Origin of the sequence: Streptomyces sp. NPDC051364, from assembly GCF_040682115.1 — a bacterium.
In the GTDB taxonomy this organism is placed as follows: domain Bacteria; phylum Actinomycetota; class Actinomycetes; order Streptomycetales; family Streptomycetaceae; genus Streptomyces.
In genome coordinates this window covers 94904-121298 of the sequence record NZ_JBFBAH010000001.1, presented here as the reverse complement: position 1 = coordinate 121298, position 26395 = coordinate 94904, and the positions used below count along the sequence as shown (strand labels likewise).

Below are 26395 nucleotides of genomic sequence, written 5' to 3'. Positions count from 1 at the left end.
TATTTCGGGAGTGATGTATGAGCGAGAGCACCGACCCCGCGTCCCCGGCCGACCAGATCGCCGCCGGGTACGCACTCACCGGACCCGCGCTCGAACTGGGTGCCCTGCTCTGGGACGGCACCTGCCTGCCGGACCGGCAGATCCGCATCCCGCTGTCGATGCTCAACCGCCACGGCCTGGTCGCGGGCGCCACGGGCACCGGCAAGACGAAGACCCTGCAGCTCATCGCCGAGCAGCTGTCGGCGGGCGGCGTCCCGGTGTTCCTCGCCGACATCAAGGGGGACGTCTCCGGGATTTCGGCCCCGGGCACGGCCAACGAGAAAGTCGCGGAGCGGGCGAAGGAAGTCGCCCAGGAGTGGGAGGCCACCGGATTCCCCAGCGAGTTCTATTCGCTCGGCGGGATCGGGCCCGGCATTCCGCTCCGGGCCACCGTGACGAGTTTCGGCCCGGTGCTGATGTCGAAGGTGCTCCAGCTCAACCAGACCCAGGAGCAGTCGCTCGGCCTGATCTTCCACTACGCCGACGCCAAGGGACTGGAGCTGATCGACCTCAAGGACCTGCGGGCCGTCGTCGCCTTCCTCGTCTCCGACCAGGGGAAAGCCGAGCTCAAGGGCATCGGCGGGCTGTCCACGGTGACGGCCGGGGTCATCCTGCGCGCCCTGACCGCGTTCGAGCAGCAGGGCGCCGCGGAGTTCTTCGGCGAGCCGGAATTCGACACCGGCGAATTCCTGCGGACGGCCGCCGACGGGCGCGGGCTGGTCTCCGTACTGGAACTCCCGGCGGTCCAGGACAAGCCGCAGCTCTTCTCCACGTTCCTGATGTGGCTGCTGGCCGACCTCTATACGGATCTGCCGGAAGTCGGCGACCTGGAACGGCCCAAGCTCGTCTTCTTCTTCGACGAGGCGCACCTGCTGTTCAGCGGCGCCTCCAAGGCCTTCCTGGAGTCCATCACCCAGACGGTGCGGCTGATCCGCTCGAAGGGCATCGGCATCTTCTTCGTGACGCAGACCCCCAAGGACGTGCCGTCGGACGTCCTCGCGCAACTCGGCAACCGGGTGCAGCACGCGCTGCGCGCCTTCACCCCGGACGACGCGAAGGCGCTGAAGGCCACCGTGAAGACCTTCCCCAACTCCGCGTACGACCTGGAGGAACTGCTGACCCAGCTCGGGACGGGCGAGGCGGTGATCACCGTACTCAGCGAGAAGGGCGCCCCGACCCCGGTGGCGGCGACCCGGCTGCGCGCCCCGCAGTCGCTGATGGGCCCGATCGACGCGGCGGCCCTGGACGCGGCGGTGAAGTCCTCGCCCCTCCACTCGCGTTACGCGGAGCCGGTCGACCGCGAGTCGGCGTACGAGAAGATCAGCGCCGAGCAGGCTGCGGCCGAGGCGGCGGCGGAGGCGGCCGCGGCCGAGGCGGAGGCCGAGAAGCAGGCCAAGGAGGCCGCGAAGACGGCGCGCAGCGCACCGAAGCCGGATCCCTCGCTGGCCCAGCAGGTGGCGGGGAGCGGGCTGTTCCGCTCACTGGCCCGGTCGGTCGGGACCCAGCTGGGGCGGGAGATCTCACGGTCGATCTTCGGGACGGCGAAGCGGCGCAGGTGACGCATTCGGTGGGCGGATCCGCTGCCGGGGTGCCGCCGGAGCCTTCGGCGCTGACAGACTTCGCCCCATGCGGACCGAACTCACCGACACCACGTCCAGCAAGATCGACCGGGCCCTGCTCGAGGCCCGCCGGGCCATCGGCAGCCCCACGATGGGCCTGGTGCTGACGCTCGTCATAGCCACCGACGAGGAGAACGCGTACGACGCCGTCCGCGCGGCCTCGGAGGCCTCGCGCGAACACCCGTGCCGCATCATCGCGGTGATCAAGCGCACCTCGCGCGGCCCGCAGAAGCTGCGCCAGACCCGGCTGGACGCCGAGCTGCGGGTCGGCTCGGACGCCGGGACCGGGGAGATCGTGCTGCTGCGCCTGCACGGGGCGCTCACCGAGCAGGCGGGTTCGGTGGTCCTGCCGCTGCTGGTGCCGGACGCGCCGGTGGTGGCGTGGTGGCCGGGCGATGCCCCCGCCGACCCGGCGCGGGACCCGCTGGGCGCGCTCGCGCAGCGCCGGATCACCGACGCGGAGGCCGCCGCCGACCCGGTCGGGGTACTGGACCGGCGGGGTGCCTCGTACGCCCCGGGGGACACCGATCTCGCGTGGACCCGGCTGACGCCGTGGCGGGCGCTGCTGGCCGCCGCGATGGACCAGAAGCCGCTGCCGGTGACGGGCGGGGCGGTGGAGAGCGAGGCCGACAACCCGAGCGCCGAGCTGCTGGCCCGCTGGCTCGAGGACCGGCTGGGGGTGCCGGTGGAGCGGGTCGCCACGGACGGACCGGTGATCACGCGGGTCCGGCTGGAGGGCCCGGCGGGCACGATCACGGTGGACCGCCCCGACGGGGTGCTGGCCACGCTGATCCTGCCGGGCAGCCCCGACCGCAAGGTGGCTCTGAAGATCCGCAGCAAGGCCGAGCTGATCGCGGAGGAGCTGCGGCGCCTCGACGCGGACGAGGTCTACGCGTCGGCGCTGCGCAGGCGGCCGGCCCAGGCGTCGCTCTCCGCGTAGTGGTTGTCGTACGTGGGCTGGCTGTCGATGATGTCCTGGACGGTGGCCTCGCCCGCGCGGACCCGGCCGAGGAGCCGGTAGTAGTCGAAGCGGCCCATGCCGGGCGTGAAACCGACGAACACGCTCGCCGTGTGCCCCGGGGAGGGCGCGAAGGCGTGCTTCACGCCCGCCGGGACGGACAGGAAGTCCCCGGCGGTGAGGGTCCTGACCTCGTCGCCGACGAGTACGTCGAGCCAGCCGGCGGTGACGTGGAAGAACTCGGTCGCCTTGGTGTGGAAGTGGACGGGGGCGCCGGCCGCGCCCTCGTCGAAGGTGGCGGTGTTGCAGGTGAGCTCGGCGGTGTCGGTCAGCAGGGTGATGACGCTGCCGGGGCCGTCGGTGATGGTCTCGGCGGTGGCGGCGCGGGTCAGGATCTCGTTCTTCTCGTTCGTCATGATCATGAATCTACCTGGCAGTTTGACCGGCAGCAGGGGCCAATTAGCGCCAGGAATTCCCGGTCAATTCTGTCAGTCAGTCGCCGTTCCGGCCTTGGCGGCTTTGGCGGCGGCCTTCATCTCCTGCTTGTGCGCCCGCACCTTCGCCAGGGACTCCGGCCCGGTGATGTCGGCCGCCGAGCGGTAGACGTTCGCCCGGCCGTAGCCGCCGGCCGCCTCGCGCCAGCCCTTGGGGCGCACGCCCAGCTGTTTGCCGAGCAGGGCCAGGAAGATCTGGGCCTTCTGCTCGCCGAACCCGGGCAGCTCCTTGAGCCGCTTCAGCAGCTCGTCCCCGGTGCCCACGCCGCGCCAGATCGCCTCCGCGTCCCCGTCGTAGTGCTCCACGAGGTACGCGCACAGCTGCTGCACCCGCTTCGCCATCGACCCCGGGTAGCGGTGCACGGCCGGCTTCTCGGAGAGCAGTGCGGCGAAGGCCTCGGGGTCCTGGGCGGCGATGGCATGGGCGTCCAGATCGTCCGCCCCCATCCGTGTGGCGATCGTGTACGGCCCCGAGAACGCCCACTCCATCGGCACCTGCTGGTCCAGCAGCATGCCGACGAGCGCGGCGAGCGGGCTGCGGCCGAGGAGCGCGTCGGCCTCCGGCTGCTGGGCCAGCCGCATCGTGATGTCCATGGATCCAGCCTCCCGCGTGGCCGCGTTCCCCGCGCGGTCGCCGCACCGCGGCCCTAGCGTGAGAACCGCGCACAACGCGACCCGCGACACACAAACGACGACACAGGAGTCGATCGATCATGGCTGAGTTCCCGGAAGGCGCTCCGTGCTGGGTGGACGCGATGTTCAAGGACGTGGAGGGCGCCAAGACCTTCTACTCCGACGTGCTCGGATGGACTTTCGGTGAAGCCTCCAGCGAGCACGGCAACTACACGCAGGCCTACTCCGACGGCAAGGCCGTAGCGGCCGTCGTCCCGCCGATGCCGGGCGGCGAGGCGCCGTCGCAGTGGTGTCTGTACTTCGCCTCGCCCGACGCGGCGGCCACCGCCGAGAAGATCAAGTCGGCCGGCGGCGAGCTGATGATGGAGCCGATGCAGGTCGGGACGTTCGGCACGATGGCGATCGCGAAGGAGCCGAGCGGCGCGGTCTTCGGCGTCTGGCAGCCGGGCGAGCACAAGGGCTTCGAGAAGACCGGGGAGCCGGGCGCGTACGCCTGGGCTGAGGTCTTCACCCGTGAGCCGGACAAGGCGGACGCGTTCCTCCCGAAGGTCTTCCCGTACGGCGCCCAGAAGATGGAGCCCGGCGACGACCCCGAGATGGCGGGGATGGACTTCAAGATCTTCAGCGTCGGCGGCACGGGGAACCCGGTCCTCGGCCGGATGAAGATGGGCGACGACTTCCCGGCGCACATGCCCCCGTACATCCAGGTCTACTTCGGGGTCCCGGACTGCGACGAGGCGGTGGCGAAGGCGAAGAAGCACGGCGGCAAGCTCCACTTCGGCCCGATGGACAGCCCGTTCGGCCGCTTCGCGGCGCTGACGGACCAGCAGGGCGCGGCGTTCGCCGTCATCGACATGTCGAAGACGACGGGCGAGATGCCGAAGATGTCGGACGCGTAGCCGTCCCCCTTCGGGGCGGATGGGGCGGGGCCCCCGACCGGGCGGCCCCGCCCGGCTACGCGTAGAGGGGCAGGCCCTCGGTGGAGATGGTCCATTCGGCGACGGTGACGTCCTCGCCGTACACGAAATCCTTGCGGGTCGCGTAGCGCGGTCCGGCGGCAGTCGGGTGGATGTCCGACAGGACGGCGCCCGTTCCGGTGCGGGGGTCGAAGATCGCGTAGATGGGGACGCCGAGCAGCGGGTAGTCCCGCATCTTGCCGACCCAGTCGTTGTCCGGGTTGGGGCGGGAGACGATCTCGACGGCGGCGATGACGGTGTGCGGGTCGAAGGAACCCTGACCCTCCATGTCCGCTTCGGCGATCAGCATGATGTCCGGCCAGCCGCAGGATGCCCCGGAGCTCGTCCTCCACGTCCGGGGCTCCGGTGTGTGCGAGCAGTCCATCCGGCATGAGTTTCTCCAGACGTCGGCTGACCCGGGCCGCCGTCAGCTCGTGGGGGCTGCTGGGCGCCCTCATGTCGTGGACGACGCCTTCCCTGGTGATCTCGAACTTGCCCGGAACGGTGTCGTCCAGCGACTGAACGGCATCCCGCACCACCTGATAGCGGAGGGCGGTCATGTGGTGGCACAGCCTTTGCAGGTGCCGGGGGTTGGGGCGCGGAAGGCGCGGTCGCATCTCTCGCAGGTCTGGAAGGGGTCCGGCGCGACGAAGGGCTCTCTGCGGGCCAGTGGTGCCAGGAGGGGCGGGAGCTGGGTCGCCAGGCGGTGGGCGATCAGGCCCGCCGGGCTGCGGGGGCGGTCCGGGAGGTTCGCGGTGAGGGCGCTGGTCACCGCGTGATGGGTGGCTCCGCGTTCCAGCCAGGCCTCGACGCCGCCTGCGAGGCGCTGGATGTCCCGTTCGCCGAGGAGCAGGCGCGGATCGGCCCGGCGGAGTTCGGCGAGGAGTTCCTCGGCCAGCTGTCGGCGGGGCGGGTTGTCGGGGTTGCGGGGCGCCGGGAGGGCCGCCTGTGGTTTCGGCTGCTCCGGGGGCTCCGGGGGCTCCGGGGGCTCCGGGGGCTCCGGGCCGGGCTCCGGATCCGGTGCGGGGCCGGGCGCCGGTCCAGGCCTTGGCTCCGGTGCTGGTCGGGGTGCTGGTTCAGGCCTTGGCTCCGGCTCGGGTCGGGGCGCTGGCTCGGGCTCCGGCTTCGGGGCTGCGGGGGCCGGGGCGGGCTCGGGGGTGACGGCCTTCGGGGCGTTGCAGAAGACCGTACGGGTGACGATCCGCCCGTCCGGGAGCTTCTCCTGGAGCCGCCGCAGGTACCCGTACGCCTCCAGCTCGCTCAGCGCCCTGCCGATCGCCTTCTCCCCGAGGGGCAGCTGCTTGGCCAGGGCTTTGATGCCGACCGGGGTACCACGGGGCACCGACTGGATGTACGAGGCGAGAGCCCGCGCGTTCATCGACAGGTGCGGGTGCCGGATCAGGTCGTTGCTGACCACGGTGAAATTGCGGGTGTGCCGGACGTTGGCGTGTTGAACGCCGTACGCGGCCCGCGAGGGCGCGTTAGAGTTCTGGAAAGCCATCGGGAAGTTCGATCCTTCTCGTGGTCAGGCCCTCGTCGGGATTGCGAGTCCCGGCGGGGGCCGCCTTGTGTCTGGAGTTGTCGCGGCGAGCATATGCCAGGCAACCGGCATGAAATCCAGTCGTGTTGGGATGGTTCACCCGTGTGAGTGAGCGGCGCTCCGGGGAGGCTGGAGGGGTTGGGCAGGAGTTCTTTCTCCTGGTTCTTCCAAAGAAAAGCGTCGTGACGCACCGCGTCGCGGCCGGGCGCGACCCGCCTGCGCGAGCGGCCCGCACGCATGTCCACGACTTTGTCCAAAGCTGTCGAGACTGCCTCAACGTGAGTGACGGGTAAGGCCCGTTGAGGAGGTGGGTGCGCATGGGCGTGGACAGTGACGGTACGGAAGAGCACAGCTGGGCCGTGGACCCCGAGGACGAACAGGGCGCGGCCGTGGTCGCGGCGCTCGGCCGTCAGATGCGGGCGAGGCGTGAGGCGCTGGGGATGCGGGTCGGCGACCTGGCGGCGGCGATCCAGTACGGCGAGGCCCTGATCTACAAGGTCGAGGGTGGCAAGCGGATCGCCAAGCCGCAGTACTTGGACAAGGTGGACGACGCGCTGAAGGCCGGCGGCCTGATCCGGGCCATGCGGGAGGACTTGGGACGGGTTCGATACCCGAAGAAGATCCGGGAGCTTGCCAAGATGGAGGCCCGGGCCATCGAGATCGCGGTGTACCGGATTCACGGCATCCATGGCTTGTTGCAGACGGCGGAGTACGGGCGAGCCCTGTTCGAGGTGAGGCAGCCCGCCTACTCGGAGCAAGAGGTCGAACGGTTCGTGGCGGCGCGCGAGGCCAGGCAGGCCATGTTCGACAGGGACCCCGCACCGACGCTCAGTTTCGTCCAAGAAGAGGGCACGCTGCGCCGACGGATCGGGGGCACAATGGTGTGGCGTCGGCAGCTCGAACATCTGCTGGAGGTACTCCAGTTGCGCAACATCTCATTCCAGGTCATGCCGCTCGACTGCGAGGTCCATGCAGGGATGGATGGCGGCATCGAGGTGCTGAAGTTTGATGATGGATCGGCGGTTGGGCGCTCGGACGGAGCGTTCAACGGACGTCCGGTCTCGGACGCGAAGCGGCTACGGATCCTTGAGCTGCGATTTGGAATCATCCGAGCCCAGGCTCTCTCGCCACGGGAGTCCCGGGCGTTTATCGAGCACCTGCTGGGAGACACATGATGCACGAGTTGGCCTGGTTCAAGAGCAGCTACAGCGATGGCAGCGAAGGCGACTCCTGCGTCGAGGTGGCGTGGGTCAAGAGCAGCTACAGCGACAGCGGTGACATCAACGACTGCGTCGAGGTGGCGGCCTGTCCCGAGGCCGTGCGGGTACGGGACTCCAAGGTGCTCGACGGACCCCAGCTCGCCCTGACCCCCCAGGCCTGGGCGGGCTTCGTTTCGTACGCACGCGAGGCCTGAGCGGTCTCGGGGAAGTGGGGCACGCCCCCGCGCCGCCCGGCACTGCACCTCGCCGCGTTGTCGCGGCACCCGAGTACGCCCGGTACGGGGGCGCCGCTCCGCCGTGCGATCCACCGCACCGCACGACGCGCAAACGCACCCCACTTCCCCGAGACCGCTTAGGCGTACGGTCCCAGCCCCGCAGGCCGGTCGGGGTCGAGTGCCGGGGCGGGGCCCAGGTCGAACTCGCAGATCTCCATCCCCGCGAACGAAGCCTGGTCCCGGTCGAGTTGTAGCCACACGCGAGGGGCTTCCTCGTCGTCGAGGTGGATCCAGGTGCTGTCGGCGCGAGTGGCGGGAGCGGTCCGGAGGTACGTGCAGTTCGGGCTGCACCCGCACCAGCCGTGGAAGCGCAACCATGCCAGGGACCCTGTCAGGGCGGATTCGCCCTCGGCGACCAGTGCCTCATCCAGGAACGACACCAGCGCGGGATAGACGTCCGCTAGCAGCGGCGGTTCGGTCTCGCTCACTCGGTCGGGCTAGCGGCGTGGCACCCTACCGGCTCACCGTCAACAGCGTGCTCCATCCGGGCGGCAGCTGACCGGGACGGCCGGGCCCGCCGGGGAGACCCCACTCCCCGGGCACGGCCCGGCGGCCCGGCTTTCGTTCCTGCCGCATGCGGAGGATCGTGGGGAGTGAAGGGCATCCCCACATTGGGAGGCGCATCATGCGCAAGGTCATGGACTGCAGGGAGTACCCCAGCGAGATCGGGTGCACCCTGACCATCACGGGTGAGGAAGACGAAGTCCTGGGGGCGGCCGTCCAGCACGCCGTCGCCGTGCACGGCGAAGAGGACACCACGGAGTTCCGCGACGCGCTGCGCGGCATGCTGAAGCCTGAGGTGCCCCAGCACGCCTGATACCCGGCACGCCCGACAGCCGCAGAGGCGAGCCGCTCGGGTGGTTCCGGCTGGCGGATGCGATGGGTCGAATGCAGGGCAAGGCAGGGGTGCTTACCGTCGATCTTGTGCGGTTCTTCCGGACCGTGTGAGGTCACTACCGAACAGGTCGAGCACCCCATGAGCCTGAGCATCCGCAACCAGATCGCCGGTACCGTCACCGCTGTCACCGCCGGCGAGGCCATGGCCACGGTCAAGGTCCGCCTGGAGGGCGGTCAGGACATCACCGCCGCCATCACCACCGACGCCGTCAAGGACCTCGGCATCGCCGAGGGCTCCGCGGTCAAGGCGCTCGTCAAGGCCACCGAGGTGGCGCTGGCCACCGCCGCCGTCGACGGCATCAGCATCCGCAACCAGCTGGCCGGCACCGTCTCCGACGTGGCCACCGGGGGCGCCATGGCCTCCGTCAAGGTGGACGTGAACGGTGGCGGGCTGACCGCCGCCATCACCAAGGACGCCGTCGAGGCGCTCGGCCTGGCCGCCGGGTCGTCCGTCGTCGCGCTGATCAAGTCCACCGAGATCTCGCTCGCGACCGCCTGAGTGACCGCCTGAGTGACCGCCTGAGCCTGCCCTCACAGCCCGAGGTTCGGTGGCGACAGCGCGCCGAACCACACGTGCGTGACCGCGCTGACGTAGCGCGCCCCGCACCGGTCCGACGGCACCACCAGCTGCGCGCCCGCCTCGTCGAGGTCCTCGCCGTCGAGGCGGGTCGCCAGCAGCACCGGGATGTCGCCGAAGTCCGCGTCGAGTTCGGCCCAGGACAGGACGCTGTGGTGTCCGTCCCCGCCGCTGACCGCCAGCAGGAAGCGGCTTCGGTCCTTGCGCCGGTGCGCGTCGAAGGACGGCCCGGCGCCCGCGATCACGTCGCGCAGCAGCGCGCCTTCGAACACATGGTGCTGCGGACCGTTCGTCGCGCAGTCGAACGTGACCTGGGCCCGGTGCTGTACCCAGTCCCGCAGGTCCGCGACGCTCAGGGTCGCCGGGTGGTCCAGATCTCCGTGCAGCATGAGTTTGGCCATGTGCAGATTGTGCCCGGGGCCCGTCATTCCGGAACCTCATCTGCAAGGTTGATGGCTTGATACAACCAGCAGATGTGGCTTCATCGTGTGTTCTGTCCTTGCAGGTCCTGCAACCTCTGGTTCACCTTCCGCCAGACGATGTCGCGTGTCACCGGCATCTCCGTGAACCGCACGCCGGTCGCGTCCCGCAGCGCGTTCGCGAACGCCGGGGCCACCGGGTTGAAGGGGCTCTCGCTCATCGACTTGGCGCCCAGCGGGCCGATCGCGTCCGAGGTCTCCATGAAGTGGACCTCCGTACGCGGGACGTCCGCGTACTGCGGGAGCCGGTAGCGGCGGAACGCCGCCGTGGTCACCTCCCCGCGCTCGTCCACCCGTACGGTCTCGAACAGCGTCGCGCCCAGTGCCTGGGCCACGCCGCCCTCCACCTGGCCGCGGCACTGCATCGGGTTCATGACCTTGCCCGCGTCGGCCGCGTGGACGGACCGGAGGATCTTCATCTCTCCCGTGTCCGGGTCCACGGCGAGGCGGAACCACTGCGCGTTGAAGGCCACCGAGCGCGGCGAGCCGCCCCAGTGGCCGTCCGCGGCCATCTCGTCGAGCTTGCCCTTGTCGTACGCGGCCTCGTACAGCTCCTTGAGCGTGACGATGCGGCCCGCGCAGTCGAAGGCCTCCGCCTCGAGCTTGCACAGGTGCCGGGCCACGCCCGTATGCCGGGCCGCGAAGGTCTGGAGGCGCTCCGCGAGGGAGCCCGCCGCCAGCATCACCGCCTTGCCCGCCACCACCGTGCCGGCCGAGCCGAAGGCGCTGGTGTCGTGGCGGACCACGTCCGTGTCCGACTGGCGGACCGTGATCCGGTCGACCGTGGTGTTCAGCGCGCCCGCGGTGATCTGCTTGTGGACGGTGGTCGTGCCGTTGCCGAACTCCGCCGTGCCGACCGCGATGTCGTACGTACCGTCGCGCAGCAGGCTGACCCGGGCGTCGGCGAAGTGGCCGCCCGGCGGGCCGGTCGCGATCATGGCGACGGCCGATCCGGTGCCGGTGAGCCAGCCCTCGGGGACGTCCTCGTGGCTGCGGTCCTCGGCGATGGCCTTGCGTACGACGTCCATGCACTGCTTCATCCCGTACGAGGCGATGAACAGGTCTTCCTCGTGGCCGATCGGGGTCACCATGTGGTCGCCGGCGCCGATGACGTTCTTCTCGCGCAGCACGAGCGGGTCCATGCCGAGCTTGATGGCGAGCTCGTCCATCACCGATTCGAGGGCGAAGAGGACCTGGCCGAGGCCGTAGCCGCGGAAGGCGCCGGCCGGTACGCCGTTGGTGTAGACCGAGTACGCCTCCACCTCCTTGTTCGGCGCCTTGTAGACGGCGAAGGACTCGCCGACGCTGTGGAACATGACCGCCGGGCCGTGGTTGCCGTAGGCGCCGGTGTTGGAGAGCACGCGGATGCGCAGCGCGGTGAGGGTGCCGTCGGCCTTGGCGCCGATCTTGATGGTGATCTTGAAGGGGTGGCGGGTGGTGGCACCGTAGAACTGCTCGGCCCGGGTGAATTCGAGTTTCACCGGGCGCCGCAGCTTCAGGGCGGCGAGGACCACGATGTCCTCGGTGAGCATCTCCTGCTTGCCACCGAACCCGCCGCCCACGCGGCCCGCGACGACGCGGACCTCGTCCTCACCGAGGTCGTAGAGGGCGCACAGCGCCCGCCGGGTCAGGAACGGGGCCTGGGTGGAGGAGCGGACGGTGATGCGCTCGCCGTCGCCCTCCTCCTTGGGTTCGAAGTACGCGACGCTGCCGTGGGTCTCGAGGCTGGCGTGCTGCACGCGCTGGGTCAGATAAGTCTCCTCGTGGACGACGTCCGCCTCCGCGTACCCCTTCTCCATGTCGCCGAGGGTGTTGTGCACCTCGCCGCACACGTTGTTCTCGGCACGGAAGATCCCCGACTCGGGGCCCTTGGGGTGGATGACGGGGGCGCCCGGAAGCATCGCCTCCTCCGGGTCGATCACGTACGGGAGCTCCTCGTACGTGACGACCACGCGACGGCAGCCCTCCTCGGCGGCCTGCTCGCTGTCGGCGACGACGGCCGCCACGCGCTGGCCGACGAAGCGGACCACGTCGTCCAGGACGCGGGTGTCCATCGGGTCCTCGGTGGGGTGCTCGTGGCGGGCGGACGAGTACAGCCGGTCGGGGGCGTCGTGGTGGGTGAGGACGGCGTGCACGCCCGGGACCTGGAGGGCGTCCCGGGTGTCGATGTCGACGATGCGGGCGTGCGGGTGCGGGGAGCGCAGCAGCTTCATGTGGAGCAGGCCGGGCACCTCGACGTCGAAGGTGTAGCGGGCGGTTCCGGTGACGACGAGGGGGCCGGCGGGGGCGCCCAGGGACTTGCCGACGGCCTGCCCGGCCTCGGGGGACTCGGTGTGCTTCACCCCGCGCACCGCGTCCTCGATGGCGCGGTAGCCCGTACAGCGGCAGATGTTGCCCTTGAAGGCGCGCGGGAGGTCGTCGAGCTTGCCGTCGTCGTGGGCGGTGCCCTGCTCCGCCTGGAGGGCGGAGGTGGTCATCAGGAACCCGGCCGTGCAGAAACCGCACTGGAAGCCCTGGGCGTCGAGGAACTGCTGCTGCGCCGGGTGGAGCTCCCCGCCGGGCTTGGCCAGGCCCTCGACGGTGGTGACGGAGCGGCCCTCGGCGCGAACCGCCGGGTAGAGGCAGCTGTGCACCGGCTGCCCGTCGACGTGGACGGTGCAGGCCCCGCAGTCGCCCTGGTCGCAGCCCTTCTTCACGCCGAACCAGCCGCCCTCGCGCAGGTACGTGCGCAGGCACTGGCCGGCGCGCGGCTCGTCCTCGAAACGCTGCTCGTTGATCTCGATCTCGTAGCTCATCGGGAAACCTCCTCCAGCGTGAGTTCGCGGCGGATCTCTTCGGCCAGGCGCAGGCCCATGTGCCGCCGCCAGTCGGGCAGGCCGTGGATGTCGTCGAACCACTCGTCGGGCCGGACGGTGTCGTCGATCGCCTCGCGCAGCTCGGCGGCGGTCGGCGGCAGCGCGAACCAGAAGCGGAAGGGGCGGGTCGTGGCGGCGGTGACGGTGAGGGCGAAGGAGCCGTCCTGGGGGTCGGACGTGCCGATGACCAGGGCCCCGGAGCGCCCGAGCCCGTAGAGCGAGGCCTGCCGGAAGGCCGTACGGCACTCCAGCGAGCGGGCGGGCAGCCGGACCGAGCGCAGCAGCTCGCCGTCGCGCAGGTCCTTGACGCCGGCGCCGCGGATGAAGTCGGCGACGGGCATGCGGCGGGTGCTGCCGTCCTGGCCCTGGAGAGAGACGGTGCCGTCGAGTCCGGCGGTGAGGGAGATCATCGGGCCGGCGGGGAGGCCGTTGCAGAGGTTGCCGCCGACGGTGGCCATGTTCCAGATCTTGAACGAGGCGAGGAAGGCGCGGCAGCACTGCTCGATGAGCGGGGCGGCGGTGGCCGGCAGGGTTCGGCCGAACCGGGACAGCTCGGTGATGGTGCAGGTGGCGGCGATGTCGAGGGAGCCGTCGGGCTGCCAGGACAGGGGCGGCCAGCCCATCCGGGAGAGGTCGACCAGACGGCGGATGTGGGGCTGGGGCTCGGAGAAGAGGTAGGTGCCGCCGCCGAGCCAGGCGTCGCCGGGGCGCCAGGGTTCGCGGCGGCGTGCGTCGCGCACGTCGAGCACCGTGTTGAGGTCCAAGGTGAGCCACCGGCCTCTCTGGCCTGACGCGGGGACATGCGGCTGCCCCGGGGATACCGTGCGTTTCCAGTCAGTGAAGCAACGGGGGCGGGGCCGGGACGACTGTTGCCGGACACGGAAACGGGTGGACTCCGGGCGGTTCGCCCTGGATGATCGACCAAGAGGCTAACCAGGCACTTGTCCTTGCATTTACGATGGTGTTCCTCGTATTCGCCTGGCGAATGTGGCCGATGTGGGCTGCCACCCACCGCAAGGAGTCCCCGCCATGCACGTCCTCGACCTGCTTCAGTCCGACAACCTCGGCCTCACCCTGCTCTGGGGCGAGGACGCCCTTCTCGGCCAGGAGGTCAGAGGGGTCACCGCCACCGACCTGGAGGACCCGCGCCGCTTCCTGGGCCCCGGAGAACTCGTGCTCAGCGGTCTGGTGTGGTGGGCCGACGGCGACCTGGCCAAGGCGGATCGATTCGTCTCCGCGCTCGCCGAGGCCGGGGCCACCGCCCTGCTCGCCGGCGAGGAGACTCACGGCCGAGTCCCCGACGAGCTGGTGGCCGCCTGCCGCGCCTACCGCGTACCGCTCGTGGCCGTGCCCGCGCAGACCAGCTTCCGGGCGGTCACCGAGGCGGTCTACCTGCGCCAGTGGGGCGATCTGAGCCGCCGTCCGACCCGGCTCTTCGCGCTTCCCGAGAACGTGCGCAGCGAGCTCAGCCGCCTCCTCGAAGGCGGGGCCGGACCGGCCGAGCTGCTGGACCGGGCCTGCGCCCACCTGGGCAAGGTCGCCTGCTACCTGATGACCGCCAGCGGCCGCACCGTGGCCCGCACCCCCTCCGCGCCCGCGATCCCGGCCCAGCGGGCCGGCGCGATGCGCGAGGGGCTCTCGCTGCGCATCGAGTCCGAGAGCACCCCGTACGACGCCTGGCAGCTGCACGTGCCGGACGCGGACGCGGCGCCCCCGCGCGTGCTCCACGAGATCGCCGAGATCTTCGCCCAGTACCGCGACGGCGAGGCGCGCCGCACCGGCGCGGTGCGCGCGGCGGGCCGGGAGCTGGCCGCACTCCTCGACGCGGAGGGGCCGGCCGCGGACCCGGGCGCGCTGGAGGAGGCGCTGGCCGCGGCAGGACTCCCGACGGGCCTCCCGGCGGGGGGCGCGTACCGGGTGCTCGCGGCGACGGACGGCGACGCCCTGGCCGAGGCGCTGGCCCACCTGGAGGACGTCCCGTACGCGGTGGGGCGCTCGGTCGCGGTCCTGTACGAGGACCAGGACGCGGCGGTCGACGTCCCGGGCCGGCTCCGCTCGGTCTGGCCGCTGCTCCAGGCGTGCGGCGGCCCGGACGCGGACCTCCGGCTCGGCGCGGGTGCGCGGGCTTCGGGAGCCGAGGGACTACGCGCGTCGATGCACCAGGCCCGCTTCGCCCTGACGGCGACGGACGAGGCCACTGCGGTCCGCGCGGTGGAGCAACTGGACACCCTGGCCACCCTGTTGTCCGGGGTTCCGGAGGAGGTCCGGGCGGTCTACGCGGCACGGACGCTCGGGGCACTCGGGGACGGGATGCTGCGCGAGACCCTGGAAGTCTTCCTGGCCAACAACTGCTCCTGGACGCGCACGGCGGAGGCGCTGCACCTGCACGTGAACACGGTGCACTACCGGATCGAACGGGTGGAATCCCTCACGGGCCGAGACCTGTCCCGCCTGGACCACAAGCTGGACCTCTACGCGGCCCTGCGCTGCGGCTGACGGCGTACGGCTCGCGGTTCACGGCAGATCGACGTACACCTCGGTGGACTTCACCCGCGCGGTGACGCTCACCCCGACCGCGATCCCGAGCTCCTCGACCGACTCCCGCGTCACCACGGACACCACCCGGTGCGGGCCCGACTGGATCTCCACCTGGGCCGCCACGTCGTCGACCCGCACCGCGGTGACGATCCCGACGAAGGAGTTCCGTACGGACGTGGCCTTGCCGTTGCCCGCCGGCGGCTGAGGCTGCGGCACCCCGGCCCGCTCCTTGGCGAAGGCGGCCAGCGTCACGCCGTCGACGGCGCGCGCCCCGTCGGGCGCGCGGCGGGCGGGCAGCCGCCCGCCGTCGGCCCAGCGGCGCACGGTTTCGGCGCTCACGCCCAGCAGGCCCGCAGCCTGCCCGATCGAGTACAACGGCACGCCCGCACCCTACCCGCGGTCCAACGGCCCGCGGTCCAACGGCCCGCGGCCTGGCGGCCCGCGGCCTGGCGGCCCGCGGCCTGGCGGCCCGCGGCCTGGCGGCCCGCGGCCCGGCGGCGGTGTTCAGCGAGCGCCGGTCTTGGCCTGCACGGCGGCGACGTAGCGGACGGTGAAGAGCATCGGGACGACGAACCCGGCGGCCTGGACGAGCGTGGCGGACATCGAGTGGCCGTGGCCGGCGTGGGCGAGGGCCGCGAGGGCGGCAGCCGTGACGGTGAAGGCCGCGGTCCACACGGCGGTGATGACGACGTTGGTCCGGATGAACGGCCGCAGGCCCCAGACCTCGCGGGGCGTGCTGCGCTTGGCGATGCCCAGGGTGAAGGGCTTGCCCACGAGCAGTGAGACCCCGGCGATGAGGGCCAGCGTGGCCGAGGAGAGGGCCGCCGAGTAGTCGTGCACGCCCGAGTGCGGGTCGGCGAACGCGATGACCGTCAGGGCCGCGAAGAAGATCGCGGAGCCGATCTCGATGATCAGCGCGTCGAAGCCGGCCCCGGCCCGGCGCTGCTGGACGGTCACCGCCACCGCTGCGACGAGACCGGCGAGCGCGGCCCACTGCCACTGGCCGGACGGAAGCACCGCGAAGACGATCCACGGGAGGAAGGTGCGTACGTACGACATCGGAAACCCCCGGTTGTTATTCCTGGTCTGCCATGTCGAAAATAGATGTTCCATTACTGACACGTCAAGGGTGGAAGGTAAGGTGAGGGGCATGAGCCTTCGACACGCCCTTCTCGGACTCCTGTCAGAGCGCCCGGCCAGCGGATACGACCTGCTCAAGCGCTTCGAAACCTCGCTGGCCAACGTCTGGCCCGCCACCCAGAGCCAGATGTACACAGAGCTGTCCAAGCTCGCCGACGCCGGGATGATCAGCGTCTCGGCGGAAGGTCCGCGCGGGCGCAAGGAGTACACCCTCACCGACGAGGGACTGGCCGAACTGCGTCACTGGCTGACCGAGACCAAGCCGCAGCGCAACACCCGCAGCGACATCCTGCTGAGGGTCTTCTTCCTCGGGGTGCTCACGCCCGAGCAGGCGCGGGGCTATCTCACCGGGCTGATGGAGCTGTCCGAGCAGGAGTACGAAGGCCTGCGTCGGCTGGACGAGTCCATCGACTGGGGCGACGACCCCCTCTCGGTCCACGGCAAGATCGCCCTGGAGTACGGCCTGCGGTTCAACGCCATGCGCCGTGAGTGGGCCGAGTGGGCGGCCGGCCAGATCCGGTAGCGATGATTCGCGGCCCGATACCGTCGGCCGAAAAAGGTGAGACGCCCCGGCCGGTTTCCCGGTCGGGGCCTTCAAGTGCCCGGTGAGGCACTGGCGGAGGATACGAGATTCGAACTCGCGAGGGGTTGCCCCCCACATGCTTTCCACATGTTCGTACGCCTGTCCGCCGGGGGTCGCACCCGTCCTGACCTGCGGCGGAGTGGCTCAGATGCCGCAGTCCGAACGGGCCCGGACGGAGGCGAATGCAACCAGAACTGCAACCACGGGTCCTACTTGCCGGCCTCCGGGCCGTACCACTGGAGGGGCTGCCCGGTCACGGCGGCGATGCACTCGAAGTCGTGGTCGCGGTGCAGGAGGGTGAGACCCTGCAGCTCGGCTGTTGCGGCGACGATGAGATCCACTGCTCCGGCGCTGCGGTGCTTCCCCTGCTTGGTGAGGGCTTCCTGAACCTGCCAGGCCCGGTCGTAGGAGCGGTCGTCGACGGGAACCCAGCCGAAGATCAGCCGCATGTCCTCGATGGCGCGCGCCCGGTCGGCTGCCGACCGGGCGCTGTAGAAGAACTCCAGCTCGGTGATGGGGCAGGTGGCGATGAGACCGGCGGCTGCCGCTTGGTCCCAGCCGTACTGCTCCGCATCCCCGCGCATGAAGCGCGCGAGCGCGCTGGTGTCGATCAGGAACTGCGCCGCGTTCACCGCCGGTAGTTCCTCTTGTTCTCGAACAGCTCCAGGTCGAAAGCGCCCTCGTCGGCCGCGGCCCGGAGCCGGGTGAGCGCCAGGGCGCGGCGTCGGTTCTCCAGCACCTCGCGCAGGGCGGTGTTGACGGTCTCCTTCTTGGTGCTCGTCCCCAGGGCCTTCGCCACGTCGGCGACCAGCTCGTCGTCCAGATCGATGACGGTCCGACTCATACGCACCTCCTGGATATCAATTGTCGAACCAAGTGTATCTCGCAAGGTTCATCATGGCTGTCGGGCCGCCGGGTGCTACCCGGGCATGACGCTGTGGATCCGGGAGAGCGTGAAGACGCGTTCGGTTCCGCGTAGGTGGTACCAGGCTTCCAGGTACCGACAGCTTCGTTCAGCTGGTTTCAACCCAAGGGGCATCGCTGTCGCCGGCAGAGGGCGGCTGCCAGACACAGTCGGCGGCGACTCGGCGGATGGGTCCCGTCAAAGCTCGGATTCGGGTCGTTTCCGGCCCTCTCCCGGGCCGCCCGGCCTAGGGCGGTCTTCAGGCACGAGCCCGTGACCACAGCGTGGAGGAGCCGATCATGAGCACTGCCCCGAATCTGCCGCTCCCGCCGCGCAGACCCGAGGAGCCCCATCCACAGTCCCATCCGCTACGGACGATCCGGGAGATCCGGGAGTCTCTGCCCGAGCACCAGCTTGGGCACTTCGATGCCGAGCTGGCCGACACCGACATCGATGCCTTGCCCGACATGCTTCCCCGCTGGGCGACCCTGGGCAGCGACGGATTCCTTGAGCGGCTTACAGCGGCCCCGTTCGAGGGTCTGGAGTTCGGGCAGCGGTCCTACGACGATGCGGCGGACGGCGAGTGATCTATCTGCTCGACACCAATGTGGTCGCCGAGATCACCACCCGGCCGAAGCCCGCCCCGGCCGTCGTCGCCTGGGCTCGCTCGGTTCCGTCTCCTGCCCTCTACCTGAGCGTCATCACGGTCGCGGAGATCGAAGCAGGAGTCGAGGGGACATCGGATCCGGTGCGGCGTACCGCTTTCGAGCGGGCGCTCACGGACATCCGCGATCAGTACCGCAACCGGATTGCCGCAGTCGGCGAGGGGGAGGCACTCGCCTACCTCGCTCTTCACCGGAGGCTCAAGAGCGCCGGAACCAGCATTGATCCCCCCGATGCGCCGATCGCCGCCACCGCCCTGGCGAACGGCTGGACGCTGGTGAGCCGCAACATCAAGCATCTGGCGCGATCAGGCGCACTCCTGCTGAACCCTTGGGAGTACGAGGGATAGGCCATAGAGGCCGGAACGCACGGAACCGTCCGGTTACGAGGCAAATAAGCGAGACTCGAACTGAGACCACGGAACGCAGAAGGCCCCGGCCGGTTTCCCGGTCGGGGCCTTCAAGTGCCCGGTGAGGCACTGGCGGAGGATACGAGATTCGAACTCGTGAGGGGTTGCCCCCAACACGCTTTCCAAGCGTGCGCCCTAGGCCACTAGGCGAATCCTCCGCCGCAAACAATACAAGACGTTGAGGGGTGCTCGCGAACGTGATCGTCTGCAGGGGATCCGGGCGGGGTCCGGGGCGGGAGCGGGTCGATTCCGGGGGCTTTCATCGGCTAGGGTGGGGCCCAGCCCCTCACGTGGCGCTATCTCACCCAACTCCCCCAGGGCCGGAAGGCAGCAAGGGTAAGTGGGCTCTGGCGGGTGCGTGGGGGGCGCTTTGCGTTCCGGGACGGTCGGCAGGACCGTCGGCGGGACGTCTTTGTCGGCGGGCCCGGATAACCTCGTAGACGTGTCGTCCCTTGCGCTGTACCGCCGCTACCGCCCCGAGTCGTTCGCCGAGGTCATCGGGCAGGAGCATGTCACTGTCCCCCTGATGCAGGCCCTGCGGAACAACCGGGTCAATCACGCGTACCTGTTCAGCGGGCCCCGAGGCTGTGGAAAGACCACCAGCGCGCGGATTCTGGCGCGGTGCCTGAACTGTGAGCAGGGTCCCACTCCCGAGCCCTGCGGCGAGTGCCAGTCCTGCCAGGACCTGGCGCGCAACGGGCCGGGGTCGATCGACGTCATCGAGATCGACGCCGCCTCGCACGGTGGTGTGGACGACGCCCGTGACCTGCGGGAGAAGGCCTTCTTCGGGCCCGCCGCCAGCCGCTACAAGATCTACATCATCGACGAGGCCCACATGGTCACCTCGGCGGGCTTCAACGCCCTGCTGAAGGTGGTCGAGGAGCCGCCGGAGCACCTCAAGTTCATTTTTGCCACCACCGAGCCGGAGAAGGTGATCGGGACCATCCGGTCCCGGACGCACCACTATCCGTTCCGGCTCGTGCCGCCCGGCACGCTGCGGGACTACCTCGGCGAGGTCTGCGGGCGCGAGGGGGCCAAGGTCGAGGACGGCGTGCTGCCGCTCGTCGTGCGGGCCGGCGCCGGGTCCGTGCGTGACTCCATGTCCGTCATGGACCAGCTGCTCGCCGGCGCCGCCGACGACGGTGTGACGTATGCCATGGCCACCTCCCTGCTCGGGTACACCGACGGGTCGCTGCTCGACTCCGTCGTCGACGCCTTCGCCGCCGGGGACGGGGCGGCCGCCTTCGAGGTCGTCGACCGGGTGGTCGAGGGCGGCAACGACCCGCGCCGCTTCGTCGCCGACCTGCTGGAGCGGCTGCGGGACCTGGTGATCCTGGCCGCCGTGCCCGACGCCGGGGAGAAGGGGCTCATCGACGCTCCCGCCGATGTCGTCGAGCGGATGCAGGCCCAGGCATCCGTGTTCGGGGCCGCCGAGCTGAGCCGCGCCGCCGACCTGGTCAACACCGGGCTCACCGAGATGCGCGGCGCGACCTCGCCGCGGCTCCAGCTCGAGCTGATCTGCGCCCGGGTGCTGCTGCCCGCCGCCTTCGACGACGAACGGTCCTTCCAGGCCAGGCTCGACCGGCTGGAGCGCAGCGGGTTCACCCCCGGCGCCGCCGGGATGCCCGGGATGGCCGCCGCTCCGGCCGGCGGGCCCGCCATGGGCTACGTGCCCGGGCCCGAGGCGCATGCCATGGCCCCGGCCGGGCCCGGCGGGGGTGTCGCCGCCGCGCGGGCCGCCGCTGCCGCCGTACGGGCTCCCGAGCCGGAGGCCCCGGCCGCGCCGGCCCCGGCTCCGGTCCAGGCGCCGGCCCCTGCTGCGGTGCAGCCTCCCGCTCCGGCTCCCGCTCCCGTGCAGGCCCCCGCCGCTTCGGCCCCCGCGCCCGGCGCCTGGCCCGGGGCCGCGCAGCCCGGTGGCGGCGCCCCCGGTGCCTGGCCCGGAGCCGCCGCTTCCGCCCAGGCTCCGGCTGCTTCCGCCCCGGCCCCCGCCCCCGCCGCCGGTGCCTGGCCCAGCGCCGCCGCGCCCGGCTCGGGCCAGCCCGCGGCCGCCGCCCCGGCCCCGGCTCCGGCCGCCCCGGGGCCCACGCCCGTCCCGGCCGCCGCCGCCCCGTCGCCCGGCATGGCCGCCGGCGCCGGGCAGATCCAGGCGATGTGGCCCGGCATCCTCGAGGCCGTCAAGAACCGCCGCCGCTTCACCTGGATCCTGCTCAGCCAGAACGCCCAGGTCACCGGCTTCGACGGGACGACCCTGCAGCTCGGCTTCCCCAACGTCGGAGCCCGCGACAACTTCGCGAGCAGCGGCAGCGAGGACGTGCTCAAGGCCGTCCTGGCCGAGCAGTTCCAGGTCAACTGGAAGATCGACGCCGTGGTGGGAGGGGGAGGTGGCCAGCCGGCCCCGTCCTCGTACTCCGCCCCGGCCGCGCCCGCCTACAGCCCGCCGCCCGCCGCCCCGGCCCCGACGCAGCAGGCTCCCGCCCCACAGCAGCCGTACCAGCCGCCGCAGCAGCAGCCCCAGCAGGGCGGTTCCGCGCCGCAGCCTCCCGTACAGCAGGCGCCTCAGCCGGTCGCGCCCGAGGACGACGTACCGGAGGAGGATGATCCCGACCTCGTCGAGAGCGCCCTGACCGGACACGACCTCATCGTGCGCGAGCTCGGAGCCACCGTCATAGAGGAATACACGAACGAGTAGGGCCGTCTCATTGGGTGGCCGCACGAAAGACATCCCGCCACGCGGGCTAGGCTGCATGGCGTGAAGGTCCTCGTCATCGGCGGCGGCGCCCGCGAACATGCCCTGTGCCGCTCTCTGTCCCTCGACCCCGACGTCAACGCGCTGTACTGCGCTCCCGGCAATGCCGGCATCGCCGAGGTGGCGGAGCTGCGCCCGGTCGACGCCCTCGACGGCGCGGCCGTGGCCCGCCTCGCCACCGAGCTCGGCGTCGGCCTGGTCGTCGTCGGCCCGGAGGCGCCACTGGTCGCCGGCGTCTCCGACGCCGTGCGCGCCGCCGGCATCCCCGTCTTCGGCCCGTCCGCGGAAGCGGCGCAGCTGGAGGGCTCCAAGGCGTTCGCCAAGGACGTGATGGCCGCGGCCGGCGTCCCGACCGCGCGCAGCTACGTGTGCACCACCCCCGAAGAGGTGGACGCGGCCCTCGACGCCTTCGGCGCCCCGTACGTCGTCAAGGACGACGGCCTCGCCGCCGGCAAGGGCGTCGTGGTCACCGACGACCTGGCAGCCGCCCGCGCGCACGCGCTCGCCTGCGACCGCGTCGTCATCGAGGAGTACCTCGACGGCCCCGAAGTCTCCCTCTTCGCCATCACCGACGGCGTCACCGTGCTGCCGCTCCAGCCCGCGCAGGACTTCAAGCGCGCGCTCGACGGCGACGAGGGCCCCAACACCGGCGGCATGGGCGCGTACTCGCCACTGCCCTGGGCCGACCCGAAGCTGGTCGACGAGGTCATGGAGACCGTCCTCCAGCCGACCGTGGACGAGCTGCGCCACCGCGGCACCCCGTTCTCCGGGCTGCTGTACGCAGGCCTCGCGATCACCTCGCGCGGCGTCCGCGTCATCGAGTTCAACGCCCGCTTCGGCGACCCCGAGACCCAGGTGGTCCTGGCCCGGCTGCGCACCCCGCTCGCGAGCGTGCTGCTGAACGCCGCGAACGGCACGCTGGACGCCGAGCCGCCGCTGCGCTGGCGCGAGGACGCGGCCGTCACCGTGGTCATCGCCTCCCACAACTACCCGGAGACCCCGCGCACCGGGGACCCGATCGAGGGCCTGGCCGAGGTGGCCGCCGCGGACGGTCCCGACGCGTACGTCCTGCACGCCGGGACCCGGCGCGAGGGCGAAGCCGTCGTCAGCGCGGGCGGCCGCGTGCTGTCGGTGACGGCGACCGGTTCCGATCTGGCACAGGCCCGCGAGAAGGCGTATAAGGCCGTCGCGCGGATCCGGCTGGACGGATCCCAGCACCGTACGGACATTGCCGCCAAGGCGGCCGAAGGCCGCTGAACAGCGGGGCAGTCGCGAAGCGGGCCCGGTGCGCACCTCGGTGCGCCCGGGCCCGCGCGCGTGTTCGCGTGCGAGTGCATCCGGCCGCGTTCGAACGCACCCACCTTTGCCCAAAGCCATTCCATCGGGTGATGGTCACCCGGTCCGGCTGACTGCCGAACGGTCCCCAACTAGGGTGCGGCGCAAGCATTCCGGCACTTGGCCCACCGGCATTGCGATGTCAGTGGCGGGTGTCACAGTGGGGGAGTGAGCGAAACCGCCGCAGGGCAGAGGGGGTGAGGTCCGGCCGTGTCCGGAACCGGTTCGATCGAGGAAGTGGGCGCGCCGTCCGCGCGCTCCCGGGCCCTGGCCGTGCTGCGCGTCCGCAGCCGGGCCATGGCCCTCGGGGTACTGCCCGCCGCCCTCGCGGTGGTGCTGCTGAGCGCCCGGACGACGGGCCGGCTGGCCGGGGATCCCTGGCCCCTGGTGACCCTCGTCGTGTGCATCGTCGCGGTGCTGGTGCTGCTCGTGGGCGGGGTGTTCGCCGCGGTGGTGCTGCGGGCGAGCCCGGCCGTGACGCCGACGGTGCCGCTGCCGGAGACCGCCGCGCCCGACCTCTACCGGCTGGTGCGGGATCTGGCCGACCGGATGGACGTGCCCGCGCCCTCCGCGATAGCCCTGACGCCGGACTGCGACAGCTGGCTGGAGGACCGCACGCATGCGGCGCTCCGCCGCGGCGGCATATCCGGTGGCCGCGAGTCGGAGCCGGGTGCGGCTCCCGTGCTGGTGATCGGCTCGCCGTTCCTGTGGTGGATGCGGGTCGCCGAGCTGCGCGCGGTCCTGGCGCCGGTCGTCGCCGGTACGGGCCCTTCCGCGCATCCGGACATAGCCGACGCCCGTGGGTTCATCCGCGGACTCGATGCCGCCGTGGACGTGGGCAGCAGGCCCGGCCTCGGCTGGATCGGCAGGCCGGCCCGGCTGCTGCTGAGGCTGTGCCAGACGGATGCCGCCGAGATGGAGCGCGGGGTGGCCGCCGCCGCCTCGGACCGTGCACAGGGTGTGGATTACGGGTTGCGCATCGTCGCCCAGGAGCAGGTCGGCCTCGCCTACGCGGGCTGGGACCGGCTGCTGACCCGGGTCGCGCTGCCGGCGTGGCGGATGGGCCGCTGGCCGGCGCACCTCGATGCAGGGGTCGTCTCCGCGCTGACCGAGCTGTCCCGGCGGGACCGGCTGGCCGAGGGGTTCACCTCGAGGCTGGGCGAGCGGCCCGCGTGCGATCTTCTGGAGCGGCCGGGAGTGGTCGACGAGGCGGCTTCGCTGCTGGCCGCGCGGCTCTTCCACGGCGGTCCGGCCGAGGCCGGTCCGGACTGGTCGCCGGTGGACTGGGCGGCGTATCCGGAGGAGGTCGTGGACCGCAAATGGCGCGCCGAGGCCGCCCGGCTGCATACGGCGCTGGACGCCCTCTCCGTACCGGCCGGGCCGGGGCCGACGCTGGACCGGGTGCTGGGCTATCTCGCGAACGGGGCCGGCGAAGGCGCCGCCGGGGAGGCGCTGGCCGGGCTCCTCAGCGGTGACCTGGCCAGCGAGGAACGTTCCGCAGGCGCCGGTGCGGGAGCCGGGGTGGCGCGCGGGGCGGATGCCGTGCCGCTGTTCCCGCTCCAGCCGCCCCGCAGCGGGCGGGACCTGCTCGCCGACCACGTGACGGCGATGGTGTGCGCCGCGGCCGTGGACTCCGCAGATGCCGCGCCCGGCCTGGACTGGCTGGACGGCCCCGTCCTCCTGGTCGGCGGCGAACGCCGCGCGGACCTGGCCCCCCGGGTGCTGACCCTGGTGGAGGACGGTGACGCGGAACCCCTGCGCGACTGGCTCGCCGCCCTCGGCGTCCGCCCGGAAAAGCCGGTCCGCGTGGTGTGAGCCCGCCCGCGCCACCCCGCCCGCTCGCCCGCGGCCGCGGGGTGGCGTTTGCCGGGCCCGGGACCGGGCTCTCGGTACTCCGTGGCTCCGGATGTGGCGAACGGTGACGGAATGAGTGCGTTATGTGATGTGCTGGGACCGGTCGCGGTTCGATGTTCTGAAACCGCGCCGCATCGGCGTGAAGCAGAGACCGTCCGGGGGAGCGAGGGAGGGGAGCGGGTATGGGTGCGGACCAGATCCGGCGATGGGAATCAGGGGCGCTCGCGCACGCGGTGACCGATCCCTTCGGCCAGGGGCCGCTGCCGTGGTTCCGGGGCAGCGAGCTGTACTTCGACGACACCGGGCAGGTCGTGCCCTGGTACGTGGACCCGGCCCTGGCCCCCGGCCAGAACCCCCGCGCCCGCAGCAACGGCGGCCCGCGGACCGCCGACGACGTGCACCGGCAGATCAAGGGGTTCGCCTCCACCGGGGCCGTCGCGCCCGGCGAGGCCATCGACTTCCACATCACCGTGGACCCGCCCCAGCAGTTCTCCGTCGACGTCTACCGCATCGGCCACTACGGCGGCGACGGCGCCTCCAAGATCACCACCAGCCCCCGGCTCTCGGGCATCGTCCAGCCGGCCCCGCTCACCGCCGACCGGACCGTCTCCTGCCACCACTGGTGGCTCTCCTGGCGGCTCCAGGTCCCCGCCTACTGGAGCGTCGGCGCGTACGTCGCCGTGCTCACCACCGCCGACGGCTACCGGTCCCACATCCCGTTCACCGTCCGCGACGACCACCCCGCCGATCTGCTCCTGCTGCTGCCCGACATCACCTGGCAGGCCTACAACCTCTACCCCGAGGACGGGCGGACCGGCGCGAGCCTCTACCACGCCTGGGACGACGAGGGCCGGCTGCTCGGCGAGCGGGACGCGGCCGTCACCGTCTCCTTCGACCGGCCCTACGCCGGCGCCGGCCTGCCCCTGCACGTGGGTCACGCCTACGACTTCATCCGCTGGGCCGAGCGCTACGGCTACGACATCGCCTACGCCGACACCCGCGATCTGCACGCCGGCCGCGTCGACCCCGCCCGCTACCGCGGCCTGGTCTTCCCCGGCCACGACGAGTACTGGTCGGGCCCCATGCGCCGTACCGTCGAGCGCGCCCGCGACCACGGCACCTCGCTCGTCTTCCTCTCCGCCAACACCATGTACTGGCAGGTCGAGCTGGGCCCCTCCCCCTCCGGGGTCGAGGACCGGCTGCTCACCTGCCGAAAACGCCGCGGCCCCGGCCGCCCCAGCCTCTGGCGCGAGATCGACCGCCCGGAGCAGCAACTGCTCGGCATCCAGTACGCAGGGCGGGTCCCCGAGCCCGCGCCCCTGATCGTGCGCAATGCCACGCACTGGCTCTGGGACGCCACCGGCGCCGCCGAGAACGACGAGCTCCCCGGCCTCGTCGCCGGCGAGGCCGACCGGTACTTCCCGCGCACCCAGCTCCCCGAGCACCAGGACCGGATCCTGCTCGCGCACTCCCCGTACCTCGACAGCGAGGGCGCGAAGCGCCACCAGGAGACCTCCCTGTACCGGGCCCCGAGCGGCGCGCTGGTCTTCGCGTCCGGCACGTTCGCCTGGTCTCCGGCCCTCGACCGCCCCGGCCATGTCGACGAACGGATCCAGCGGGCCACCGCCAACCTCCTCGACCGGATCTGTAAGCGGGACTGACCGACCCGGACCCGTTGTCC

Annotated in this window: 26 protein-coding genes, 1 tRNA gene, 1 other RNA gene and 1 pseudogene; 16 read left to right on the top strand and 13 right to left on the bottom strand. The window is 71.5% G+C overall.

What is annotated here, in order from left to right; all coding sequences use genetic code 11:
• Window positions 1-17: 17 nt before the first annotated feature.
• A complete protein-coding gene (locus AB0M76_RS00590; protein ID WP_365950826.1) occupies window positions 18-1598 on the top strand; it encodes a helicase HerA-like domain-containing protein in 1581 nt (526 codons plus the stop codon).
• A gap of 67 nt (window positions 1599-1665) precedes the next feature.
• Complete coding sequence (gene opcA, locus AB0M76_RS00585) at window positions 1666-2598, top strand: glucose-6-phosphate dehydrogenase assembly protein OpcA (protein ID WP_365950824.1); 933 nt, start codon at window positions 1666-1668, stop codon at window positions 2596-2598.
• On the opposite strand, the gene AB0M76_RS00580 is transcribed toward opcA, so the two are convergent.
• Together AB0M76_RS00580 and AB0M76_RS00575 are read right to left on the bottom strand one after the other, a co-directional pair.
• Window positions 2547-3032: a cupin domain-containing protein gene (locus AB0M76_RS00580; protein ID WP_365950822.1), complete on the bottom strand. Its 486-nt coding sequence runs from the start codon at window positions 3030-3032 to the stop codon at window positions 2547-2549. The genes opcA and AB0M76_RS00580 overlap by 52 nt on opposite strands.
• A 72-nt stretch (window positions 3033-3104) precedes the next feature.
• Complete coding sequence (locus tag AB0M76_RS00575; protein ID WP_365950821.1) at window positions 3105-3704, bottom strand: HhH-GPD-type base excision DNA repair protein; 600 nt, start codon at window positions 3702-3704, stop codon at window positions 3105-3107.
• 119 nt (window positions 3705-3823) lie between these two features.
• On the opposite strand from AB0M76_RS00575, the gene AB0M76_RS00570 reads away from it, so the two are divergent.
• Window positions 3824-4642, top strand: coding sequence for a VOC family protein (locus tag AB0M76_RS00570; protein ID WP_365950820.1), 819 nt, complete (start codon window positions 3824-3826; stop codon window positions 4640-4642).
• Between the two features lie 55 nt (window positions 4643-4697).
• Here AB0M76_RS00570 and AB0M76_RS00565 read toward each other — a convergent pair.
• A pseudogene (locus AB0M76_RS00565) lies at window positions 4698-5259 on the bottom strand (Uma2 family endonuclease).
• Entirely contained in the window at window positions 5256-6200 is a 945-nt protein-coding gene (locus AB0M76_RS00560; protein ID WP_365950819.1) for a helix-turn-helix domain-containing protein, read from the bottom strand. The pseudogene AB0M76_RS00565 and the gene AB0M76_RS00560 overlap by 4 nt, the downstream one beginning before the upstream one ends.
• 356 nt (window positions 6201-6556) lie before the next feature.
• On the opposite strand from AB0M76_RS00560, the gene AB0M76_RS00555 reads away from it, so the two are divergent.
• Complete coding sequence (locus AB0M76_RS00555; RefSeq protein WP_365950818.1) at window positions 6557-7414, top strand: helix-turn-helix transcriptional regulator; 858 nt, start codon at window positions 6557-6559, stop codon at window positions 7412-7414.
• Window positions 7411-7653: a DUF397 domain-containing protein gene (locus tag AB0M76_RS00550; RefSeq protein WP_365950817.1), complete on the top strand. Its 243-nt coding sequence runs from the start codon at window positions 7411-7413 to the stop codon at window positions 7651-7653. Before AB0M76_RS00555 ends, AB0M76_RS00550 begins: the two co-directional genes overlap by 4 nt.
• A 158-nt stretch (window positions 7654-7811) precedes the next feature.
• On the opposite strand, the gene AB0M76_RS00545 is transcribed toward AB0M76_RS00550, so the two are convergent.
• Window positions 7812-8162, bottom strand: coding sequence for a hypothetical protein (locus AB0M76_RS00545; RefSeq protein ID WP_365950816.1), 351 nt, complete (start codon window positions 8160-8162; stop codon window positions 7812-7814).
• A gap of 197 nt (window positions 8163-8359) precedes the next feature.
• Here AB0M76_RS00545 and AB0M76_RS00540 point away from each other — a divergent pair, with 197 nt between their 5' ends.
• Both AB0M76_RS00540 and AB0M76_RS00535 read left to right on the top strand, forming a co-directional pair.
• Window positions 8360-8551 (top strand): DUF1059 domain-containing protein, encoded by a 192-nt coding sequence (locus AB0M76_RS00540; RefSeq protein ID WP_365950815.1) that lies wholly within the window; start codon window positions 8360-8362, stop codon window positions 8549-8551.
• A 159-nt stretch (window positions 8552-8710) separates the two neighbouring features.
• Window positions 8711-9130 (top strand): TOBE domain-containing protein, encoded by a 420-nt coding sequence (locus tag AB0M76_RS00535; RefSeq protein WP_365950814.1) that lies wholly within the window; start codon window positions 8711-8713, stop codon window positions 9128-9130.
• Between the two features lie 32 nt (window positions 9131-9162).
• Here AB0M76_RS00535 and AB0M76_RS00530 read toward each other — a convergent pair whose 3' ends face one another.
• The 3 genes from AB0M76_RS00530 to AB0M76_RS00520 form a co-directional block, all read right to left on the bottom strand.
• Window positions 9163-9609, bottom strand: a complete 447-nt coding sequence (locus tag AB0M76_RS00530) for a molybdopterin-dependent oxidoreductase (RefSeq protein ID WP_365950813.1) — start codon at window positions 9607-9609, stop codon at window positions 9163-9165.
• 80 nt (window positions 9610-9689) lie between these two features.
• Window positions 9690-12482: a molybdopterin-dependent oxidoreductase gene (locus tag AB0M76_RS00525; RefSeq protein ID WP_365950812.1), complete on the bottom strand. Its 2793-nt coding sequence runs from the start codon at window positions 12480-12482 to the stop codon at window positions 9690-9692.
• Window positions 12479-13306 carry an FAD binding domain-containing protein gene (locus tag AB0M76_RS00520; protein ID WP_365950811.1) on the bottom strand — a complete coding sequence of 276 codons (828 nt, stop codon included), beginning with the start codon at window positions 13304-13306 and terminating at the stop codon, window positions 12479-12481. The genes AB0M76_RS00525 and AB0M76_RS00520 overlap by 4 nt, the downstream gene beginning before the upstream one ends.
• Window positions 13307-13571: 265 nt before the next feature.
• Here AB0M76_RS00520 and AB0M76_RS00515 point away from each other — a divergent pair, with 265 nt between their 5' ends.
• Window positions 13572-15038 carry a helix-turn-helix domain-containing protein gene (locus AB0M76_RS00515; protein ID WP_365950810.1) on the top strand — a complete coding sequence of 489 codons (1467 nt, stop codon included), beginning with the start codon at window positions 13572-13574 and terminating at the stop codon, window positions 15036-15038.
• Between the two features lie 18 nt (window positions 15039-15056).
• On the opposite strand, the gene AB0M76_RS00510 is transcribed toward AB0M76_RS00515, so the two are convergent.
• Window positions 15057-15461, bottom strand: coding sequence for a helix-turn-helix transcriptional regulator (locus AB0M76_RS00510; protein ID WP_365950809.1), 405 nt, complete (start codon window positions 15459-15461; stop codon window positions 15057-15059).
• A 123-nt stretch (window positions 15462-15584) separates the two neighbouring features.
• Window positions 15585-16139 (bottom strand): hypothetical protein, encoded by a 555-nt coding sequence (locus AB0M76_RS00505; RefSeq protein WP_365950808.1) that lies wholly within the window; start codon window positions 16137-16139, stop codon window positions 15585-15587.
• A gap of 91 nt (window positions 16140-16230) precedes the next feature.
• On the opposite strand from AB0M76_RS00505, the gene AB0M76_RS00500 reads away from it, so the two are divergent.
• Window positions 16231-16743, top strand: a complete 513-nt coding sequence (locus AB0M76_RS00500; RefSeq protein WP_365950807.1) for a PadR family transcriptional regulator — start codon at window positions 16231-16233, stop codon at window positions 16741-16743.
• Window positions 16744-17012: 269 nt separating this feature from the next.
• Here the strand turns inward: AB0M76_RS00500 and AB0M76_RS00495 are convergent, their stop codons facing one another.
• Together AB0M76_RS00495 and AB0M76_RS00490 are read right to left on the bottom strand one after the other, a co-directional pair.
• Entirely contained in the window at window positions 17013-17435 is a 423-nt protein-coding gene (locus tag AB0M76_RS00495) for a PIN domain nuclease (RefSeq protein ID WP_365950806.1), read from the bottom strand.
• A complete protein-coding gene (locus AB0M76_RS00490) occupies window positions 17432-17647 on the bottom strand; it encodes a type II toxin-antitoxin system VapB family antitoxin (RefSeq protein WP_183066302.1) in 216 nt (71 codons plus the stop codon). Before AB0M76_RS00490 ends, AB0M76_RS00495 begins: the two co-directional genes overlap by 4 nt.
• A 359-nt stretch (window positions 17648-18006) precedes the next feature.
• Between AB0M76_RS00490 and AB0M76_RS00485 the strand changes: the two genes are divergently transcribed.
• Both AB0M76_RS00485 and AB0M76_RS00480 read left to right on the top strand, forming a co-directional pair.
• On the top strand, window positions 18007-18294 hold the full coding sequence (locus AB0M76_RS00485) for a hypothetical protein (protein ID WP_365950805.1): 288 nt from the start codon (window positions 18007-18009) through the stop codon (window positions 18292-18294).
• Window positions 18291-18719 carry a type II toxin-antitoxin system VapC family toxin gene (locus tag AB0M76_RS00480; RefSeq protein WP_365950804.1) on the top strand — a complete coding sequence of 143 codons (429 nt, stop codon included), beginning with the start codon at window positions 18291-18293 and terminating at the stop codon, window positions 18717-18719. Before AB0M76_RS00485 ends, AB0M76_RS00480 begins: the two co-directional genes overlap by 4 nt.
• Window positions 18720-18849: 130 nt before the next feature.
• Here AB0M76_RS00480 and AB0M76_RS00475 read toward each other — a convergent pair.
• A tRNA-Ser gene (locus AB0M76_RS00475) sits at window positions 18850-18937 on the bottom strand.
• A 119-nt stretch (window positions 18938-19056) separates the two neighbouring features.
• Here AB0M76_RS00475 and ffs point away from each other — a divergent pair.
• The 5 genes from ffs (at window position 19057) to AB0M76_RS00450 (ending at window position 26375) form a co-directional block, all read left to right on the top strand.
• Window positions 19057-19155, top strand: an RNA gene (gene ffs / locus AB0M76_RS00470) — signal recognition particle sRNA small type.
• A gap of 66 nt (window positions 19156-19221) precedes the next feature.
• Window positions 19222-21468: a DNA polymerase III subunit gamma and tau gene (locus tag AB0M76_RS00465; protein WP_365950803.1), complete on the top strand. Its 2247-nt coding sequence runs from the start codon at window positions 19222-19224 to the stop codon at window positions 21466-21468.
• Window positions 21469-21528: 60 nt separating this feature from the next.
• Window positions 21529-22782, top strand: a complete 1254-nt coding sequence (gene purD / locus AB0M76_RS00460) for a phosphoribosylamine--glycine ligase (protein ID WP_365950802.1) — start codon at window positions 21529-21531, stop codon at window positions 22780-22782.
• Between the two features lie 288 nt (window positions 22783-23070).
• Window positions 23071-24675 (top strand): hypothetical protein, encoded by a 1605-nt coding sequence (locus AB0M76_RS00455; protein WP_365950801.1) that lies wholly within the window; start codon window positions 23071-23073, stop codon window positions 24673-24675.
• 221 nt (window positions 24676-24896) lie between these two features.
• Window positions 24897-26375 carry a N,N-dimethylformamidase beta subunit family domain-containing protein gene (locus AB0M76_RS00450; RefSeq protein WP_365950800.1) on the top strand — a complete coding sequence of 493 codons (1479 nt, stop codon included), beginning with the start codon at window positions 24897-24899 and terminating at the stop codon, window positions 26373-26375.
• The last annotated feature ends 20 nt before the right edge of the window (window positions 26376-26395 follow it).